The following is a 16,833-nucleotide window of genomic DNA, read 5'->3' as shown; positions in this document are numbered from 1 at the left end:
TCGGCGCTGCCGGAAGACTCGCTGCTACGGGAAGACTAATGCGTCCGGTAGCCGGACGAATGATTGCGCGCAGGCCGTGCGCCCGGACGCTGGAGCGGAACCCACAGCTTGTAGCGGTCTGCCCGGTAGTACGAGACGGAATAATCCACCATGGCCCGGGCGACGAATGCATGGCGCTGGATCTTCAGCAGCGGTGAGCCCACATCAACGTTAAGGAGCCGGGCCGTCGAGGGCGAGGCCGCTGTCGCTTCGATCATGTCCTCCCCCCACTCCATCACGAGCCCGAATTGCTCGCTGAGGACGTTGTACAGGGAAGTGGGAGGTTCGCCATCCAACAGGCCCGGCACCCGGTGCGCCGGGATGAAGTTCTCGTCTACGCTCATCGGCTCACCGTCCGCGAGGAGAAGACGGCGGAAGCGGACTAGCGGCGTCCCCTCGTCCAATTGGAGTTCGCGCGCCAGGAATGCACTGGCACTGATCTGCTCGAAGCTAAGGACCCTTGCTGCCGGAACCATGCCGCGGCGCTGCATTTCCTCACTGTAGGAGGTGAGCTTGACCTGCAAATCGAGTTTGGGCTTACGGACAAAGGTGCCAAGACCGACAACGCGCTCGATGACCTCTTCGCCCACCAGGGCGTCGATTGCCTGGCGCACTGTCATCCGTGCGAGGCCAAAGCGCTCTGCGAGGTCGCGTTCGGACGGCAGCGCCGATCCTGGCGGACAGGAATCAGCAATGTAAGCGCGAAGGATCTCGCGAAGCTGGATGTAAATGGCCGTCCCGTTATTGCGGTCTATCTCGCCCGCGACGCCGGCCGCGTTAGCAGCCATGGCCGGTTGCCCCTGCTTGTGTGTTCACCCTCCAATCTTAAGGCAAGCACATGGAGGTCTAGACCAGCACTTTCCCCGTCACCTGAGGCCGTCACTGGGATGGCCGAATTGCTGCCCCTGGACAGTGTGCCGATAGTTGCTGGGCGTAAAACCCAGGAACTTTTGGAAGTCGTTTGTCAGATGCGCATGATCGGCGTAGCCGAATTCTGCAGCGACCGCAGCGAGGTCTGCCGCCGGGTCGGTCCGTAATCGATCGGCGGCCTCTTGCAGGCGCCGTCTGCGGATTAGCGTTGAGGGGCTAAGACCGATATACCTCTTCGCTACCCGTTGTAGGGTCCTCGGCGAAACAAACAGACGCGCCGCAACGTCTTCGATTCGGGTCACGTCGGGGGATGCTCCGATGGCGTCCATCATCTCATTGGCAAGATTGCCCTCCTCTGACACCTCTGAATTCTGCGATACGAGCCAACCAGTGAAGGCCTCGACCGCCTTTTGCCGACGTCCCTCTGGATTGGTCCCGCTCATCGCGTCCGACACCAGGGCTTGCAGATCTGCCAGCGGCAGTCGGATCTGGGCATCTCGCAGGCTTCCGGGATCATCCGTAAAACGCGGAACCAGTGCTGGACGCAGGAGCGCCCCGACGGCCCAGCCCCGGCCGGTGAGGTCCCGATGCGATCGACGGGTTGTTGGGCCTGCGAACTCCACAACATCCTTCTGAACGACCAGGTTGGATGTCGGGAATGCGATCAGGTGCTGGCGGGACGTGTGCCCCGGCTCAATGTCCCATTCCGGAATCCAAAACCAGTGCACCATGTTCGTGACGGCCTCGGGCGCCGGAAGGCGGTGAAACGAGGGAAGCTGGGCCGGATAAAGGATCCCCTTGAACGAACTCGCCATGGGATGGACGACCCTCCATATCCAGGCTGTCGCAATTCTTCAAGCCCTCATTGTGCAGCTGCGCCTATCGTCGTACCTATGAGTGATTCTACAAGCCCCCAACTGACCACAGCCGCCGACGGCAGGCACACGAGCTTCGGTACACCGCATTGCTTCACGAGCCTGACGCCGTTCCTTGCGATCGACTCGGCCAAAGAGGCGATCGCCTTCTACCAGGACGTTTTCGGCGCGCGTACCGTGAACGTCACAGAGATCGGTGGAGTCGTTGTCCACGCCGAACTTGACTTCGGTCAGGGGCGGCTCCAAATTGGTGAGCCCAACCCGGACTATCACCTTGTCCCCGCACCCACGGGTGACGATGATTGCTACTCACTGGGACTCTACTGTGCCGATGCTGACGGTCTTGTTGCGCGCGCCGAGCAGCGGGGAGCCACCATCAGGGAGCCACTGTCCACCTTCGTATCAGGAGACCGCTACGCGAGCATCAGAGACCCCTACGGTGTGCGCTGGTCCGTCATGACCCGCGTGGAAGACCTTTCCGAAGAGGAGAGCACGCGTCGCGTCGCCGACTGGGCTTCCACGCAAAGCTGAACCACGGCCGCCCACGTCGCCACGGCAGGCTCCCGCAGCGATCCAACCTGCCGCTGTGCCTCGGCGGTTGGGTGACCAGTGCGGACACCGGATATATTTGGACAGGAAATTTCGGAATTGACGGAGGGGGCCGTTGTGGATCTAGGAGTCCCGTTGCCAGTTCAGAAGGCCGTGGTGTTGGCCTCGATCGGCCTGCACGCCCGCCCGGCAGCCGTGTTCGTCAAGGCTGTGACGGGCACGGGCCTGCCCGTCACCATCAGGAAGTCGGGAATGGAGGGAGTGGATGCCCGTTCGCTGCTTGAGGTCATGACCGCGGACTTTGACTATGGCTGCGAAGTGGAACTCTCCATTACGGATTCCGCAGCAGACACCCCCTCCGGCCTGCGGACCGCGCAGCAGGCCCTTCGCATGCTGGCCGAACTGCTGGAGTCGCAGGGAGCCCGCTAGGCCCTCCCAGGCGGCTCCCCCGTCCCCGGCATGGAGCCCGTCCCCAGGAACGGCTTCCGGCCAGGAACGACGGCGGTCCCCACCAGAAAGGTGGGGCCCGCCGTCGTCGTTTGCTGTTTGCCGGGAGTGATGCTCTGGGGCTAGTGGGCGTGGTCTCCGCGGCTGTACTCGTAAACCCAGCCTACGAGGGCCACAAGGGCCATGCCGGCGGCGATGTAGACAATCCAGAACCCGACGGCCATACCGAGGAAGCCCGCGGCGCAGGAAAGGCCCAAGACCAGCGGCCACCAGCTCCAGGGGCTGAAGTGGCCCTGCTCGCCGGCTCCTTCGTGGATCTCTGCGTCGTTCCGGTCCTCCGGGCGCATACCCACGCGCTTGCCGGTGAAGCCGAGGTAGCCACCGATCATGCCGGCGAGCCCGCCCACCAGGAGGATCCCCAGCGCACCGACCCACTCATTCCAGTGGGTCAGGAAACCGTAAACCAGGGCGACCGGTACGAAGAAGAATACTCCGGCTCCAAAAATCCATGATTCGATCTTCACTGGGCAGTGTCCTTCTGGTCGGCGTTACCGAGCGTTGCTGCTACCGGAGCAGGTGACTCGACTGTGTGGACCTGGGACAACTCCGGGTGGTGGAGGTCCAAGGCGGGCCGCTCGGAACGGATCCGGGGCAGCGAGGTGAAGTTGTGGCGCGGCGGCGGGCAGGATGTGGCCCACTCGAGCGAGGCACCGAAGCCCCACGGGTCATCCACCTGGACCTTTTCGGCACTGCGCGCAGTGATGTAGACGTTCCAGAAGAACGGGATCAGGGAAGCGCCCAGAACGAATGAGGCGATGGTGGAGAACTGGTTCATCCAGGTGAAGTTGTCCTGGGGCATGTAATCCGCGTAGCGGCGGGGCATGCCTTCCACGCCCAGCCAGTGCTGGATGAGGAACGTTCCGTGGAAACCAAGGAACAGCATCCAGAAGTGGATCTTGCCGAGACGCTCATTGAGCATCTTGCCGGTGAATTTCGGCCACCAGAAGTAGAAGCCGGCGAACATCGCGAACACCACGGTTCCGAACACCACGTAGTGGAAGTGCGCCACGACGAAGTAGGAGTCCGAGACGTGGAAGTCCAGCGGAGGCGATGCCAGGATGATGCCCGTCAGACCACCAAACAGGAAGGTGATCAGGAAGCCGATGCTCCAGAGCATGGGCGTCTCGAAGGTCAAGGAGCCCCGCCACATGGTGCCGATCCAGTTGAAGAACTTCACGCCGGTCGGAACTGCGATCAGCATGGTCATGAAGGCGAAGAACGGCAGCAGCACCGAACCGGTCACATACATATGGTGGGCCCACACTGTGACGGAGAGGGCCGCGATGGCGATGGTTGCGTAGACCAGGCCCTTGTAGCCGAAGATCGGCTTTCGGCTGAACACCGGGAAGATTTCAGACACGATGCCGAAGAACGGCAGCGCAATGATGTACACCTCGGGATGGCCGAAGAACCAGAACAGGTGCTGCCAGAGGACGGCGCCGCCGTTCTCAGGGTCGAAGATGTGGGCACCGAAGCGGCGGTCCGCACCAAGCGCCAACAGCGCTGCAGCCAGCGGCGGGAAGGCCATCAGGACCAGGATGGACGTGACAAGGGCGTTCCACGTAAAGATGGGCATCCGCCACATCGTCATGCCGGGAGCACGCATGCAGACGATCGTGGTGATGAAGTTGACGGCACCAAGAATCGTTCCGAAACCCGACAGCGCCAGGCCGAAGACCCAGAGGTCCCCGCCGACGCCCGGGCTGAAGGTGGTGTTGTTCAGCGGGGCGTAGGCGAACCAACCGAAGGAAGCAGCACCTTGGGGGGTGATGAAACCGGAAACGGCGATGGTGGAGCCGAAGAGGAAGAACCAGAATGCCAGCGCATTCAGCCGCGGAAAGGCGACGTCGGGGGCGCCGATCTGCAGGGGCATGATCACGTTCGTAAAGCCGGCGAAAAGCGGCGTGGCGAACATCAGCAGCATCACGGTGCCGTGCATCGTGAAGAGCTGGTTGTACTGCTCCTTGGTCTGCAGGATCTGCATGCCCGGCTCGAACAGCTCTGCACGGATCAGCAGGGCCATCACGCCACCGAGGCAGAAGAACACAAACGACGCAATCAGGTACATGTACCCGATGGTCTTGTGGTCAGTGGAGGTGATCCAGTTGACGACGATGCGCCCCTTGGACCTAGGAACTACGGGAGCCTCAAGGGTCCCGGCGGATTGAGTGTAAGTAGCCACGTCGCTCCCCTTACTTTATTTCGTTCAGGTTCGGGTTGCGGTCGTACTCTTCGCCGAGGAGACCCGTGTTGCCTGCTGCGCGCAGCTCGTCCATGTGGGTCTGGAATTCAGTTTCCGACACCACCTTGACGCGGAACAGCATTTCGGAGTGGTACTCGCCGCAGAGTTCGGCACACTTGCCGTCGTAGGTGCCCTCTTTGGTGGGGGTGAACCTGATGTAGTTGGTCTTGCCCGGTATCATGTCGCGCTTCTGGAGGAAGGCCGGGACCCAGAAGGAGTGGATCACATCGCGGGAGTTCAGCTCCAGGTCAACAGACTTGCCAACGGGCAGGTACAGCGTGGGGAGCTTCTCCTTGTCCACGGCGTCACCGGTCAGGTGGGCCTGCACGCCGGCTTCGTGGACGTCTTCGGAGATGACGTCGCCGGACTTGTAGTTGAAGTCCCACGCCCACTGCTTGCCGCGGACGTCGACCACGACGTCGGCCGGCTGCGAGCGGTCATCGATCGCCTGCTGGTCGCGGTCGGTGAAGTAGAAGAACACCAGGACCATGAACAACGGGATGGTCAGGTAGAAGACCTCAAGTGGGAGATTGAAGCTGGTTTGCCGCGGAAACCCCTTGGTGCCCTTGCGGCGGCGGTAGGCTACCAGGCACCAGACGATCAACCCCCAAGTAATGATGCCCACAACCAGTGCGGCAATCCATGAGTTGACCCAGAGGTCCATGATGCGGTCGGTGTGGTTGGTGGTGCCACGCTCTGTGGGCAGCCACCCCTTCTCTACCTCTGGCGAACATCCAGTCAAAACCAACGCGCCGGCAACTGCCAAGCCTGAGATCGATGTGATCGTTTTGCGTCGGCTGCCGGTTCGGTTCAGCGAACTCACAGACGGCCCTTCCTACTTGTTGCTGTTGCACGGGCAGCCGTTAGCTTCCCGGGCACACTAAAAGTTTTACTACTCGGTGTAGAGCTTACCGCTCCCCCGGGCATTTCGCCCACATGTCGGCGTCGTGGTTCCGTGCCGTTTTGACGGACGGACGCCAGGCGCCGGCACCGGGCGAAAAGACCGGATCAGTGGAACGAATCTCCACAAGCGCAGGAACCGCCGGCGTTCGGGTTGTCGATGGTGAAGCCTTGCTTCGAGATGGTGTCCTCGAAGTCGATGCTGGCGCCACTGAGGTAGGGCACGCTCATCTTGTCCACTACAACTTCAACGCCGTCATAATCACGGACAGCGTCACCCTCAAGGAGCCGCTCGTCAAAGTAGAGCTGGTAAATGAGGCCGGAGCAGCCGCCGGGCTGCACGGCGACCCGGAGGCGAAGGTCGGTCCGGCCTTCCTGCTCGAGGAGGCTGCGTACCTTGCCTGCGGCCACGTCTGTCAGGTTGACCTCGTGGGCGGCCAGTTCTTCCCCGGCAGCGCTGGTGGTTTCGGTGCTGTTCTCATTTGTTGCGGTGCTCATTTGGCCTACCTTCTTAGGACGGTCCTGGCGGCGCCGCGAGAGCGGTGCCTGCCCCTACGGAACGGTATGGGCTATAGCTACATGCTACGTCGGTCAGACGTGTAGCTCTAACTCCTGACGTAACCATGGGCTCACGACGGTTGTTCCCGGAGGACCGGAAAATCATGCGAGGCCGTCAGCGTTCAGCCTGGCGAGCAGCAGGGCTTCCGCTACCACGGCGTTCCTGAAGTCTCCGATGTGCAGCGACTCGTTGGCACTGTGCGCCCGGGAATCCGGATCCTCAACACCGGTCACAAGAATCTGCACATCCGGATAGACCTCCATGAGGTCGGCAATGAACGGAATTGATCCGCCAATCCCCATTTCCACTGCGGGCACCCCCCAGGCCTCCCCGAGTGCCCACATTGCCAGCGAAGCAGCCTTGGACGACGTGTCCGTGAGGAAGGAGCTTCCGCTTTCCCCTGGGATGAACACCACCTTCGCACCAAACGGTGCGTTGGCCTCAACGTGCTGCCGCACAGCCTCCATTGCCTCGGCGGGCACCTGCCCCGGGGCCAGGCGGAGGCTGAATTTTGCCCGCGCCCGTGGCAGCAGCGTGTTCGATGCCACGTCCACGCCCGGCGCGTCAAAACCGATGATGGACAGGGCAGGTTTGGTCCAGAGGCGTGACGCAATGGTGCCCGATCCAGCCAGCCGGACGCCGTCGAGCACTGACGCATCGGCCCGATATTCGGCTTCGGTGAGGTCCACCGTGACGTTGTCACTGGACACGAGGCCTTGGATGGCCACGTTGCCTTCGGCATCGTGGAGGGTGGCGATCAGCCGCGACAAAAGCGTCGGGGCGTCCAACACAGGACCGCCGAACATGCCCGAGTGGACGGCGTGCTCCAAGACCTGCACCTCGATGGTTCCATCCACCAGGCCGCGCAGGCTGGTGGTCAGGGCCGGAATGCCGACCTTCCAGTTACTGGAGTCGGCAACTGCGATCACGTCTGCCCGGAGCAGCTCGCGGTGGACTTCCAGGAAGGATCGGAAGGTGGGCGATCCGGCTTCCTCCTCTCCCTCGAAGAAGAAGGTCACGCCGAGGCCCAGTTCCTCGCCCAGGACCTCCGTGACCGCAGCGTAGGCCGCCACGTGTGCCATGATTCCCGCCTTGTCGTCTGCGGCACCGCGGCCGTAGAGCCTGCCGTCCTTTTCGACGGCGGCAAACGGCTCCGTCTGCCACAGGGCAGGATCGCCGGGCGGCTGAACATCATGGTGGGCATAGAGAAGGATGGTCGGCTTACCTTCAGCGGCCTTCCGTCGGGCCACAACGGCCGGGCCGCCCGGGGAGCCGTCGTTCTTGTCGGACCGCAAAACCTGTACATCGTCGAGGCCGGCAGCACGCAGCAGGTCCGCCACCGCCTGCGCACTTCGCTCCAGTGGCGCTGGATCGAAACTCGGCCAGGCGATGCCGGGAATGGCAACAAGCTCCTCGAGCTGCACCAGCGTGGCACCGAAGGACCGGTCGACGGCACTCCGCAGTCCCTGCCCATCGATGACGCCCTCGGAACTGCTGGCGTTACGGCTGCTGGAGTCGTGCGGGGTTGCAGATGGAGTTGACGTCATGGCGAAAACAATACCTGCGCCGCAACACTACCGGCACCCACATGCAACAGACCCGACTGGCCGGGCCGGCGTCGGAATTTCAACGATGGCGTACGGGAACAGGGCACGGGCGCCACAGGGGCGGCCAGCGGGCAGGGGCCGTCCTGCCGCAAGGTATTCTGTTCAGGTGTTCGGACGTAAAAAGGAAGCGCCATCGGCGCAAGAATCAATAGACCAGCAGGCCGCTGAAGCGGCCGCCCGGCAGGATGCCGCAGCGGGCAAGGGTGTGCCTACGCCCAAGCGCAGAGCCCAGGAAGCGGCGCGCAAGCGGCCGCTGGTGCCGGAGGACCGAAAGGCTTCCAAGGCCGCCGAACGCCAGGCCGTCCAGGACCAGCGGCTAAAAATGCGCCAGGCCTTGGATACCGGCGACGAGAAGTTCCTGCCGCTCCGTGACAAGGGACCACAGAAGCGATTTGCCCGTGATTACGTGGATGCCCGCCTCAGCCTTGGCGAATACCTCATGTTCGGCGCCCTGCTCTTTGTCATCATTTCCTTGCTGGTGCCCGCCTCGAGCGAACAGATGATCTATGTACTGGGCGGTTTCTGGGTGATGTTCCTGGCCGTGTTCGTCGACGTCTTCATTCTTTCCCGCAAGCTCCGCAAGAGGCTGACGGAGAAGTTCGGCGAGGTGGAACGCGGCACTGTCTGGTATGGCTCCATGCGCGCGCTGCAGTTCCGCAAACTCCGGCTGCCCAAGCCACTGGTCAAGCGCGGGGACTACCCGGCCTGACCATTTCGGCGGGTGCTCCCCCATCCGCGTCCTGTGATTCAGCAACAGCAAAACCCCGGCGTCCGATTGCCGGGGTTTTGCTGTTCCTGTGCCCAGTCAGATCCGGCGGTTTTTGGCCAGCTCCCGGTTGATCCGTGCAGCCCAAAAAGGACCCTCGTAGAGAAAAGCCGTGTACCCCTGGACCAGGGTTGCTCCAGCGTCCAGCCGGTCCTGGACGTCCTGGGCGGTCTCGACGCCGCCGACGGCCACCAAGGTGATCGCGTCCCCGGTGGCATCCTTGAGCCGGCGGAGGACTTCCAGGGAACGCTGCTTGAGCGGCGCCCCGGACAAACCTCCGGCCCCGCACTTTTCTATCTTTTCTGCGGGAGAGGTAAGCCCGGTCCGCGAGATGGTGGTGTTGGTGGCAATAATGCCATCCAGTTTCAGGTCCAGCGCCAGCCGGGCGACGTCGTCGATATCTTCGTCGCTCAGGTCCGGGGCAATCTTGACCAGCAATGGAACATGCCGGCCTGCCGACCTGTCTGCCTCCTCCCCTACCGCGGTCAGCAGCGGACGAAGCGTCTCAACGTCCTGGAGGAGCCGTAGCCCGGGCGTATTGGGCGAGCTCACATTGACCACGAGGTAATCCGCGGCCGGAGCCAGGCTCCGTGCGCTGATCAGGTAGTCGCCCACGGCATCGTCGAGTTCGACCACCTTGCTCTTCCCGATGTTCACTCCGATCACGGGACGCACGTGGGGGTGCTTGCGCTGCAGGGCGGCACGGGATGCCTTGAGCCGTGACTCAACAGCGGCCGCGCCGTCGTTGTTGAAGCCCATCCGGTTGATCACTGCGCGGTCCTGGATGAGCCTGAAGAGGCGCGGTTTCTCGTTGCCCGGCTGGGCCTGGCCGGTGATGGTTCCTACTTCCACGTGTCCGAAGCCAAGCTCGGTGAGTGCCTCGATTCCGTGGCCTTCCTTGTCGAAACCTGCCGCGAGTCCGAAAGGGGACGGGAATGTCAGCCCGAAGGCGGTCGTCTGCAGTGACTGTGCCGGGGCCGTGAACTTCTGCAGGAGCCGTCCCGCGCCGGAGGTATGTGCGAGCCTGATCCCCTTGAACCCGATTTTGTGGGCGCGTTCGGCGTCCATCCATGAAAAGGCCAGCCTGAAGAATGTGGGATATACGCGCATGCCTCTAGTTTTCCGTCTTGGGCGGTACAGACCAAACCCGGGACGCAACGAGCCCTTTCGGGTATGGCCGGCGGCCGGAGGGGTCAAGGCGTCAAGTGCCAGGCCGATCCGGCTCAGGAGTAGGGAGGGCGGGCTAGCATGAAGCCATGACCAGCATGAACTGGCAGCCCGACATCCTCGGTGACGGCTTCGAAGCGTGCACGTTCCGGGCAGCAGGCAACGACGGCCTGGAGCGTACAGCGACCCTCGTGCGGTTCCGGCCGGTGGGGCAGGAGCCCATCCCCGTTACCGGCCGCCGCCGGACCGTGCTGTTCCTTCACGGATGGAGCGACTATTTCTTCAACGTCGACCTCGCCCAGTTCTGGAGCCGCAGTGGGTACGAGTTCTACGCACTCGACATGCATAACCACGGCCGGAGCCTCCGCCCAGACACGCCCGGCGGCTTTGTGGCGGACCTGGCTGACTACGACGCGGAGATCAGCAAAGCCATTGGCATCATCGGAGCCGATGTCCGCCACGCAAAGGACGGTGACCCCGGAACGGAGCGTACCGAGGTAGCGCCGGACCGGCCGCCCATGCTCACGCTGATGGGTCACTCCACCGGTGGCCTGGTGGCCGCCCTCTGGGTGAGCAACCACCCCGGAGCCGCGGCGCAGCTGGTATTGAACAGCCCCTGGCTCGAAATCCATGGCAGTTCGCTGGTGCGGCGTGCGGCCTCAACCATGGTGGGTCCGGTGGCCCGCTTCCGCCCTGAGGCGGTCCTCCGCCTACCCGAGCGGGGCTTCTACTGGCGGACCATCAGCAGCTCCGCCGACGGCGAATGGACACTTGACGACCGGTTCAGGCCGCCAATGGCCTTCCCGCTGCGGGCCGGCTGGCTGAACGCCGTCCTTACCGGTCACGCCAAGGTGGCGCGGGGCCTGGGCATCGAGATCCCCATTCTGGTCCTGTTATCGGGTGGCAGCGCCAACGGCCCGTTTTGGACCGAGGAAATGCGCCGGACGGACGCCGTCCTTGACGTCAACATCATCGCCCTCCGGGCTCTGACTCTTGGGCGCACGGTCACGGTGGAACGGATCGACGGCGCATTACACGATGTTTTCCTGTCGCCACCCAAGATACGGACCGATGCCTATGCCCGGTTGGCGCGCTGGCTGCGCGGTTATGCGGACCCGGGTCCCGAGGAAAACGGGGCCGCATCCACCGCTCCGCCGTAACGCCGGTCCCGCTGGGCATAGATTTCCACGGCGTCCCACAGGGTCCGGCGGTCCACGTCCGGCCAGAGTGTGTCCATAAAGACAAACTCTGCGTATGCGGACTGCCAGAGCAGGAAGTTGGACAGCCGCTGCTCCCCGGAGCTCCGCAGGAACAGGTCCACATCGGGCAAGTCCGGTTCGTCAAGGTACTTCTGGATGGTCTTCTCGGTGATGGCTCCGGCTTTCAGCCTTCCCGCAGCCACCTCCGCGGCGATGGCGGACACCGCGTCCGTAATCTCGGCGCGGCCGCCGTAATTAACACACATGGTTAACGTGCAGGTGCTGTTGCCGGCAGTGTAGTCCTGGGCCTCTTCAAGTTCCCGGATGACAGATCCCCAGAGCCTGGGCCTGCGGCCGGACCACCGCACCCGCACGCCCCACTCATCCAGCTGGTTCCGCTGCCGACGTAACACATCCTTGTTAAAACCCATCAGGAAGCGCACCTCCTCCGGCGAGCGTCGCCAGTTCTCCGTCGAGAACGCATAGACGCTGACGTACTCGATGCCCAGCTCGATGGCACCGGCCATCACATCCAGGAGCGCAGGTTCACCGGCCTTGTGGCCCTCTATCCTCGGCAGCCCGCGCTGGTTCGCCCAGCGGCCGTTGCCGTCCATCACGATGGCGACGTGCCGCGGAACGAATTCGGCGGGAATCGTCGGGGCCACGGCACCGGAAGGGTGGGGATAGGGCGCAATCACCGGGTTGGTCCGCTTCCGTGCAGGGTTGTTCTTTTTTCCCAGGACCACTGTCAGCTACGCTCCACATGTTTGAAGGATTTCAGGACACGTTCAAGGTGCCACTGCAGGTAGGCGGCAACCAGTCCGGCAGCTTCCCGCCGGTGAACCGGGGAGGAAGCGTCCGCCGTCGGCCAGTCCCCCGTCAGCAGCGCACCAAGCAGAACCACGGTTCCCGCAGCCGGAGCAGGAGAGCCAGGCGGCCGGCAGTCACCGCAGACCATGCCCCCCAGCGGCGCCGAGAAGGCAGTATGCGGACCAGGCGTACCGCAGCGGGCGCACACCGTGAAGCTCGGCGCCCAGCCGCCGGTTGCCAGGGCACGCAGAAGATACGAATCAAGGATCAGGCCAGGGGTGTGTTCGTCCCGGCTCAGGGAAGCCAAGGCACCGACCAGCAGGTTGTACTGCGCCGTGCCGGCTTCACCGTCAACGTCAGTAAGTTTTTCGGCGGTCTCTGTCATGGCAGCAGCCACCGTATACCGTCCGTAGTCGGCGGCAATATTTCCGCCGTACGCACCTTTGGCGACAGCCTGTGTAACGATGTCCAGACTGCGTCCGGACACCAGCTGGAGGTCAGCGACCATAAACGGCTCCAGCCTGGCACCGAACCGGCTGCTGGTCCGCCGGACACCCTTGGCCACAGCCCGGACTTGCCCGTGGTGCTTGGTCAGCAAGGTGATGATGCGGTCTGCCTCACCCAGTTTGTGGGTCCGCAGCACGACGGCGTCATCGCGGTACGCGCGGGCGGCAAATGATTGTTGGACCACGGTTAATCTTCGCACTGTCTTCCGGGAAAGCGGATCATCCACGTGCGTACGGTTGCGCGCCGGGAATCCCGGCGCGCAACCGAACGGCGCTTCGCCGGCTCAGGCCCGGGAATCCCGGATGGCCCGGTTGACCGCGGAGATCACGGCCTTCAACGACGACATGCTGGTGTTGGCGTCGATGCCGATGCCCCACAGGACCCGCTCCCCCACTGCGCACTCAACATACGCTGCGGCCATGGCATTGCCGCCTTCGGACAAGGCGTGTTCGCTGTAATCCAGGACGCGGACGTCCACGCCGTCTTCACGCAGGATGCTCAGGAGGGCGGCGATCGGTCCGTTGCCGGTACCGGTGCGGCGGACCTGGACACCGTCAACGGTGAGTGAGGCGTGCAGGGTCATGCCGCCGTCCTCATCGGTTTCGGTGCTGACGGAACCCAGCGAATAGCGGCCCCACTGGCCATCCGCCTTGGCGGAGGGCAGGTATTCGTCCTGGAAGTGCTGCCAGAGCTGGGCGCCGCTGACCTCACCGCCCACGGTATCCGTCCGTTTCTGGATCACCCCGGAGAATTCGATCTGGGCGCGGCGCGGCAGGTCCAGGCTGTGCTCGTTCTTGAGCAGGTAGGCAACGCCGCCCTTGCCCGACTGGGAATTGACCCGGATGACCGCCTCGTAGCTGCGGCCCAGGTCCTTGGGGTCCACCGGCAAGTACGGAACCTGCCAGGTGAAGTCCGCGACGTCTTTGCCGGCGGCTGCGGCGTCCCGCTCCAGCGCCTCGAAGCCCTTCTTGATGGCGTCCTGGTGCGATCCGGAAAATGCGGTGAAGACGAGGTCTCCGCCGTACGGGGAACGCTCGGCGACAGGCAGCTGGTTGCAGTACTCAACCGTCCGGCGGATGTCGTCGATGTCGGAAAAGTCGATCATGGGGTCAATGCCCTGGACAAACAGGTTCAGGCCCAGGGTGACCAGGTCCACGTTCCCCGTGCGCTCACCGTTACCGAAGAGGCAGCCTTCGATCCGGTCCGCGCCTGCCATGTAGCCCAGCTCGGCAGCAGCAACTCCCGTACCGCGGTCGTTGTGCGGGTGCAGGGAGAGGATGATTCCTTCACGCGGGTGCAGGTGGCGGCTCATCCATTCTATGGAATCGGCATAGACGTTCGGCGTGGCCATCTCCACTGTGGCGGGCAGGTTGATGATGACCTGGCTGTCGGCGGACGCCTTAAAGACGTCCGCGACGGCGTTGCACACCCGGACGGCGTATTCCAGCTCGGTGCCCGTGAAGGACTCCGGTGAGTATTCATAGGTGATGTGCGTGTCAACGAGTGTTTCCTCGTACTTCTTGCAAAGCCGGGCACCTTGGAGCGCGATGTCCATGATGCCGTCCTCGTCCTGGTTGAACACCACGCGACGCTGCAGGACGGAGGTGGAGTTGTACAGGTGGACAATTGCCTGCCTGGCGCCGACCAGGGATTCGTATGTCCGCTCGATCAGGTGCTCGCGTGCCTGCGTCAGGACCTGGATGGTGACATCGTCAGGGATGTGGTTGCCTTCAATGAGCTGGCGGACGAAGTCGAAATCGGTCTGTGAAGCCGACGGGAAGCCGACCTCGATTTCCTTGTAGCCCATCCGCACCAGCAGGTCGAACATCTTCATTTTCCGGGCGGGGCTCATGGGGTCGATGAGGGCCTGGTTGCCGTCGCGCAGGTCCACGGCACACCAGCGCGGCGCGGCGGTGATGACCTTGTCTGGCCAGGTGCGGTCCGGCAGTTCAACAGTGATCTGGTCCTGGAACGGGCGGTAGCGGTGGGCAGGCATTCCTGAGGGCTTCTGTGCGTTTCGCATTACTATCGGGGCCTTTTCTGTGGTTCAAATCTGAAAGGGTGGCCGGGCAACACAAACTCCGCAGCGAGGGTGGCCTTGCGCTAGATCGCGTCTGAGGCCTCGCCGCGGCAGCTAAGAAGAAGGTGTTCTGCGCGCACCATTTGAGAGTAACACGCGTGCGTAAGATGAAGGAGCAACATCTCCCGTAACGTCCACCATGCAGACGCCGCGCCGGTGCCCGCGCCGGCCGCGGCACGTCACACGAAGGAGCTTCCGTGCCCATCTCGGGGATTGACCTGTCCAACATAGACCAGAGCGTCCGCCCGCAGGATGACCTGTACCAGCATGTGAACGGGGCGTGGCTCAAAGCCACCGAAATACCCGATGACCGTCCGCTGGAGGGAACTTTCACGGCCCTGCGCGACGGCGCCGAGATCGCGGTCCGGGACATTATCGAGGAGGCAGCGGCCAAGGCCGAAGGGGCCAGCGGAATCGAACGGAAAATCGGTGAACTCTACAACAGTTTCATGGACGAGGCCACCGTCGAGGCCAAGGGCATGGAGCCTATCCGGCAGCGGCTGGCAGATGTCTTTGCCACAACCACCATTCCCGAGCTGATCGCCTTGGCAGGGCGGCTCTTCAGGGCGGACGTGTCTGGGCTCTTCTACATCTACCCTGCACCGGATGCGGGAAACCCGGACCGCATCCTGCTCTACACCGGTCAGGGAGGCCTGGGCCTGCCCGACGAGTCCTACTACCGCGAAGAAAAATTCGCTCCGATGGTCGCTGCCTACGGCAACCACGTGCGCAGCATGTTCAACCTCGCCGGCCTGCAGGACGCAGAGGCGGCGGCCAGCAGGGTTGTCGGCTTGGAGACAAAGCTGGCCTCCCACCACTGGGACAACGTCACGCTGCGGGACCCGCAAAAGACCTACAACCTCAGGACCGCTGAAGAGGCGTTGTCCCTGTTCCCGCTGCTCGGCACGTGGTTCGAAGCGGCCGGCATCGATGCCGACAAACGGCAGGAAATCGTGGTCAGCACCCCGGATTTCTTCAGCGGTGCTGCCGGGCTGCTGAAGTCGGAACCATTGGCCACCTGGCAGGAATGGCTGGCCATGCGGGTCATCGGCGCGGCCGCACCCTACCTTTCCTCCGCCTTTGTGGACGCCAACTTTGCCTTCTACGGCACCACCATCAGCGGCACCCCCCGGAACAAGGATCGCTGGAAGCGAGGGGTCGGCGTCGTTGAAGCGGCACTGGGAGAAGCGGTAGGACAGATCTATGTCTCCCGGCATTTCCCCGAAACCCATAAGGCGCGCATGCAGTCGCTTGTGGCCAACCTGATTGAGGCGTACCGCCAGAGCATCATGGGCCTTGAGTGGATGGGTGAGGAGACGAAGGCCGAGGCGCTCCGGAAGCTGGGCGCCTTCCGCGCCAAGATCGGCTACCCGGACAAGTGGATTGACTACTCCGCGGTGGAGATTGACCCCACGGATTTGCTGGGGAATGTCGAGCGGGCACACAACGCCGACGTCGACCGGCATTTGGATGAGGTGGGCAAACCGGTTGACCTCAACAAATGGCTGATGACGCCGCAGACGGTGAACGCCTACTACCACCCGATGCTGAACGAGATCGTTTTCCCGGCCGCCATCCTGCAGCCGCCGTTCTTTACGGCGGACGCCGACGACGCCGTCAACTACGGCGGGATAGGTGCCGTCATCGGCCACGAGATCGGCCACGGGTTTGACGACCAGGGTTCGCAGTTCGACGGCGGTGGCGCCCTCCGGAACTGGTGGAGCGAGGAGGACCGCAAGGCCTTTGAGGAACTGACCGCCAAGCTGGTTGCGCAGTACGACGCCCTGTCCCCGTATGCGGCGCCCGGGCATAACGTCAACGGCAAGCTGACACTCGGGGAAAACATCGGCGACCTGGGTGGCCTGACCATCGCCTACAAGGCCTACCTCATCAGCCTGGACGGCAAAGAGCCGGAAGTGCTGGACGGGCTGACGGGCCAGCAGCGCTTCTTTGCCTCCTGGGCCGCCGGCTGGCGCCAGGTGATCAGGGCCGAGGAAGCCGTCCGCAGGCTGGCCACCGATCCGCACTCCCCCAACGAATTCCGGACCAATGCCATCGCCAAAAACCTGGACGCCTTCCATGAGGCCTTTGGCGTGACGGAAGAGGACGGCATGTGGATGCCGCACGAGGAACGCGTCAGTATCTGGTAGCGCCGA

At 63.3% G+C, this 16,833-nt stretch carries 16 protein-coding genes; 5 read left to right on the top strand and 11 right to left on the bottom strand.

Annotation, left to right across the window (positions count from 1 at the left end; translation table 11 throughout):
- Window positions 1–35: 35 nt before the first annotated feature.
- Both QFZ30_RS08395 and QFZ30_RS08390 read right to left on the bottom strand, forming a co-directional pair.
- A complete protein-coding gene (locus QFZ30_RS08395; protein WP_307075194.1) occupies window positions 36–827 on the bottom strand; it encodes a GntR family transcriptional regulator in 792 nt (263 codons plus the stop codon).
- A gap of 78 nt (window positions 828–905) precedes the next feature.
- Window positions 906–1,724: a helix-turn-helix transcriptional regulator gene (locus QFZ30_RS08390; protein WP_307075192.1), complete on the bottom strand. Its 819-nt coding sequence runs from the start codon at window positions 1,722–1,724 to the stop codon at window positions 906–908.
- Between the two features lie 78 nt (window positions 1,725–1,802).
- Here QFZ30_RS08390 and QFZ30_RS08385 point away from each other — a divergent pair, with 78 nt between their 5' ends.
- Entirely contained in the window at window positions 1,803–2,315 is a 513-nt protein-coding gene (locus QFZ30_RS08385) for a VOC family protein (protein WP_307075190.1), read from the top strand.
- Window positions 2,316–2,468: 153 nt separating this feature from the next.
- Entirely contained in the window at window positions 2,469–2,762 is a 294-nt protein-coding gene (locus QFZ30_RS08380; protein ID WP_307075188.1) for an HPr family phosphocarrier protein, read from the top strand.
- A 140-nt stretch (window positions 2,763–2,902) separates the two neighbouring features.
- On the opposite strand, the gene QFZ30_RS08375 is transcribed toward QFZ30_RS08380, so the two are convergent.
- The 5 genes from QFZ30_RS08375 to QFZ30_RS08355 all read right to left on the bottom strand — a co-directional run bounded on the left by QFZ30_RS08375 (window position 2,903) and on the right by QFZ30_RS08355 (window position 8,088).
- Window positions 2,903–3,304 (bottom strand): cytochrome c oxidase subunit 4, encoded by a 402-nt coding sequence (locus tag QFZ30_RS08375; protein ID WP_307075187.1) that lies wholly within the window; start codon window positions 3,302–3,304, stop codon window positions 2,903–2,905.
- Window positions 3,301–5,022, bottom strand: coding sequence for an aa3-type cytochrome oxidase subunit I (ctaD, locus tag QFZ30_RS08370; protein WP_307075185.1), 1,722 nt, complete (start codon window positions 5,020–5,022; stop codon window positions 3,301–3,303). Before ctaD ends, QFZ30_RS08375 begins: the two co-directional genes overlap by 4 nt.
- A 10-nt stretch (window positions 5,023–5,032) precedes the next feature.
- Window positions 5,033–5,905 (bottom strand): aa3-type cytochrome oxidase subunit II, encoded by an 873-nt coding sequence (ctaC, locus tag QFZ30_RS08365; protein WP_307075183.1) that lies wholly within the window; start codon window positions 5,903–5,905, stop codon window positions 5,033–5,035.
- Between the two features lie 185 nt (window positions 5,906–6,090).
- Complete coding sequence (locus QFZ30_RS08360; RefSeq protein WP_307075181.1) at window positions 6,091–6,480, bottom strand: HesB/IscA family protein; 390 nt, start codon at window positions 6,478–6,480, stop codon at window positions 6,091–6,093.
- Between the two features lie 162 nt (window positions 6,481–6,642).
- Window positions 6,643–8,088, bottom strand: a complete 1,446-nt coding sequence (locus tag QFZ30_RS08355; RefSeq protein WP_307075179.1) for a dipeptidase — start codon at window positions 8,086–8,088, stop codon at window positions 6,643–6,645.
- A 166-nt stretch (window positions 8,089–8,254) separates the two neighbouring features.
- Between QFZ30_RS08355 and QFZ30_RS08350 the strand changes: the two genes are divergently transcribed.
- Complete coding sequence (locus QFZ30_RS08350; protein WP_307075177.1) at window positions 8,255–8,857, top strand: DUF3043 domain-containing protein; 603 nt, start codon at window positions 8,255–8,257, stop codon at window positions 8,855–8,857.
- 96 nt (window positions 8,858–8,953) lie between these two features.
- On the opposite strand, the gene QFZ30_RS08345 is transcribed toward QFZ30_RS08350, so the two are convergent.
- A complete protein-coding gene (locus QFZ30_RS08345; protein WP_307075175.1) occupies window positions 8,954–10,024 on the bottom strand; it encodes a quinone-dependent dihydroorotate dehydrogenase in 1,071 nt (356 codons plus the stop codon).
- A 155-nt stretch (window positions 10,025–10,179) separates the two neighbouring features.
- Between QFZ30_RS08345 and QFZ30_RS08340 the strand changes: the two genes are divergently transcribed.
- Entirely contained in the window at window positions 10,180–11,241 is a 1,062-nt protein-coding gene (locus QFZ30_RS08340; RefSeq protein WP_307080157.1) for an alpha/beta hydrolase, read from the top strand.
- Here the strand turns inward: QFZ30_RS08340 and QFZ30_RS08335 are convergent.
- From QFZ30_RS08335 to leuA, 3 genes are all read right to left on the bottom strand, one after another.
- Complete coding sequence (locus QFZ30_RS08335; RefSeq protein ID WP_307075173.1) at window positions 11,187–12,026, bottom strand: isoprenyl transferase; 840 nt, start codon at window positions 12,024–12,026, stop codon at window positions 11,187–11,189. The two genes, QFZ30_RS08340 and QFZ30_RS08335, sit on opposite strands and share 55 nt — an antisense overlap.
- Window positions 12,027–12,028: 2 nt before the next feature.
- Complete coding sequence (gene recO, locus QFZ30_RS08330; RefSeq protein ID WP_307075172.1) at window positions 12,029–12,781, bottom strand: DNA repair protein RecO; 753 nt, start codon at window positions 12,779–12,781, stop codon at window positions 12,029–12,031.
- 99 nt (window positions 12,782–12,880) lie between these two features.
- Window positions 12,881–14,620 (bottom strand): 2-isopropylmalate synthase, encoded by a 1,740-nt coding sequence (gene leuA / locus QFZ30_RS08325; protein WP_307075169.1) that lies wholly within the window; start codon window positions 14,618–14,620, stop codon window positions 12,881–12,883.
- A 254-nt stretch (window positions 14,621–14,874) separates the two neighbouring features.
- On the opposite strand from leuA, the gene QFZ30_RS08320 reads away from it, so the two are divergent.
- Window positions 14,875–16,827, top strand: a complete 1,953-nt coding sequence (locus QFZ30_RS08320) for a M13 family metallopeptidase (protein ID WP_307075167.1) — start codon at window positions 14,875–14,877, stop codon at window positions 16,825–16,827.
- Window positions 16,828–16,833 lie beyond the last annotated feature (6 nt).

Origin of the sequence: Arthrobacter pascens (assembly GCF_030815585.1) — a bacterium.
Classification (GTDB): Bacteria; Actinomycetota; Actinomycetes; order Actinomycetales; family Micrococcaceae; genus Arthrobacter; species Arthrobacter pascens_A.
The sequence above is the reverse complement of the archived record's forward strand: the minus strand, read 5'-3'. Positions and strand labels throughout refer to the sequence as shown.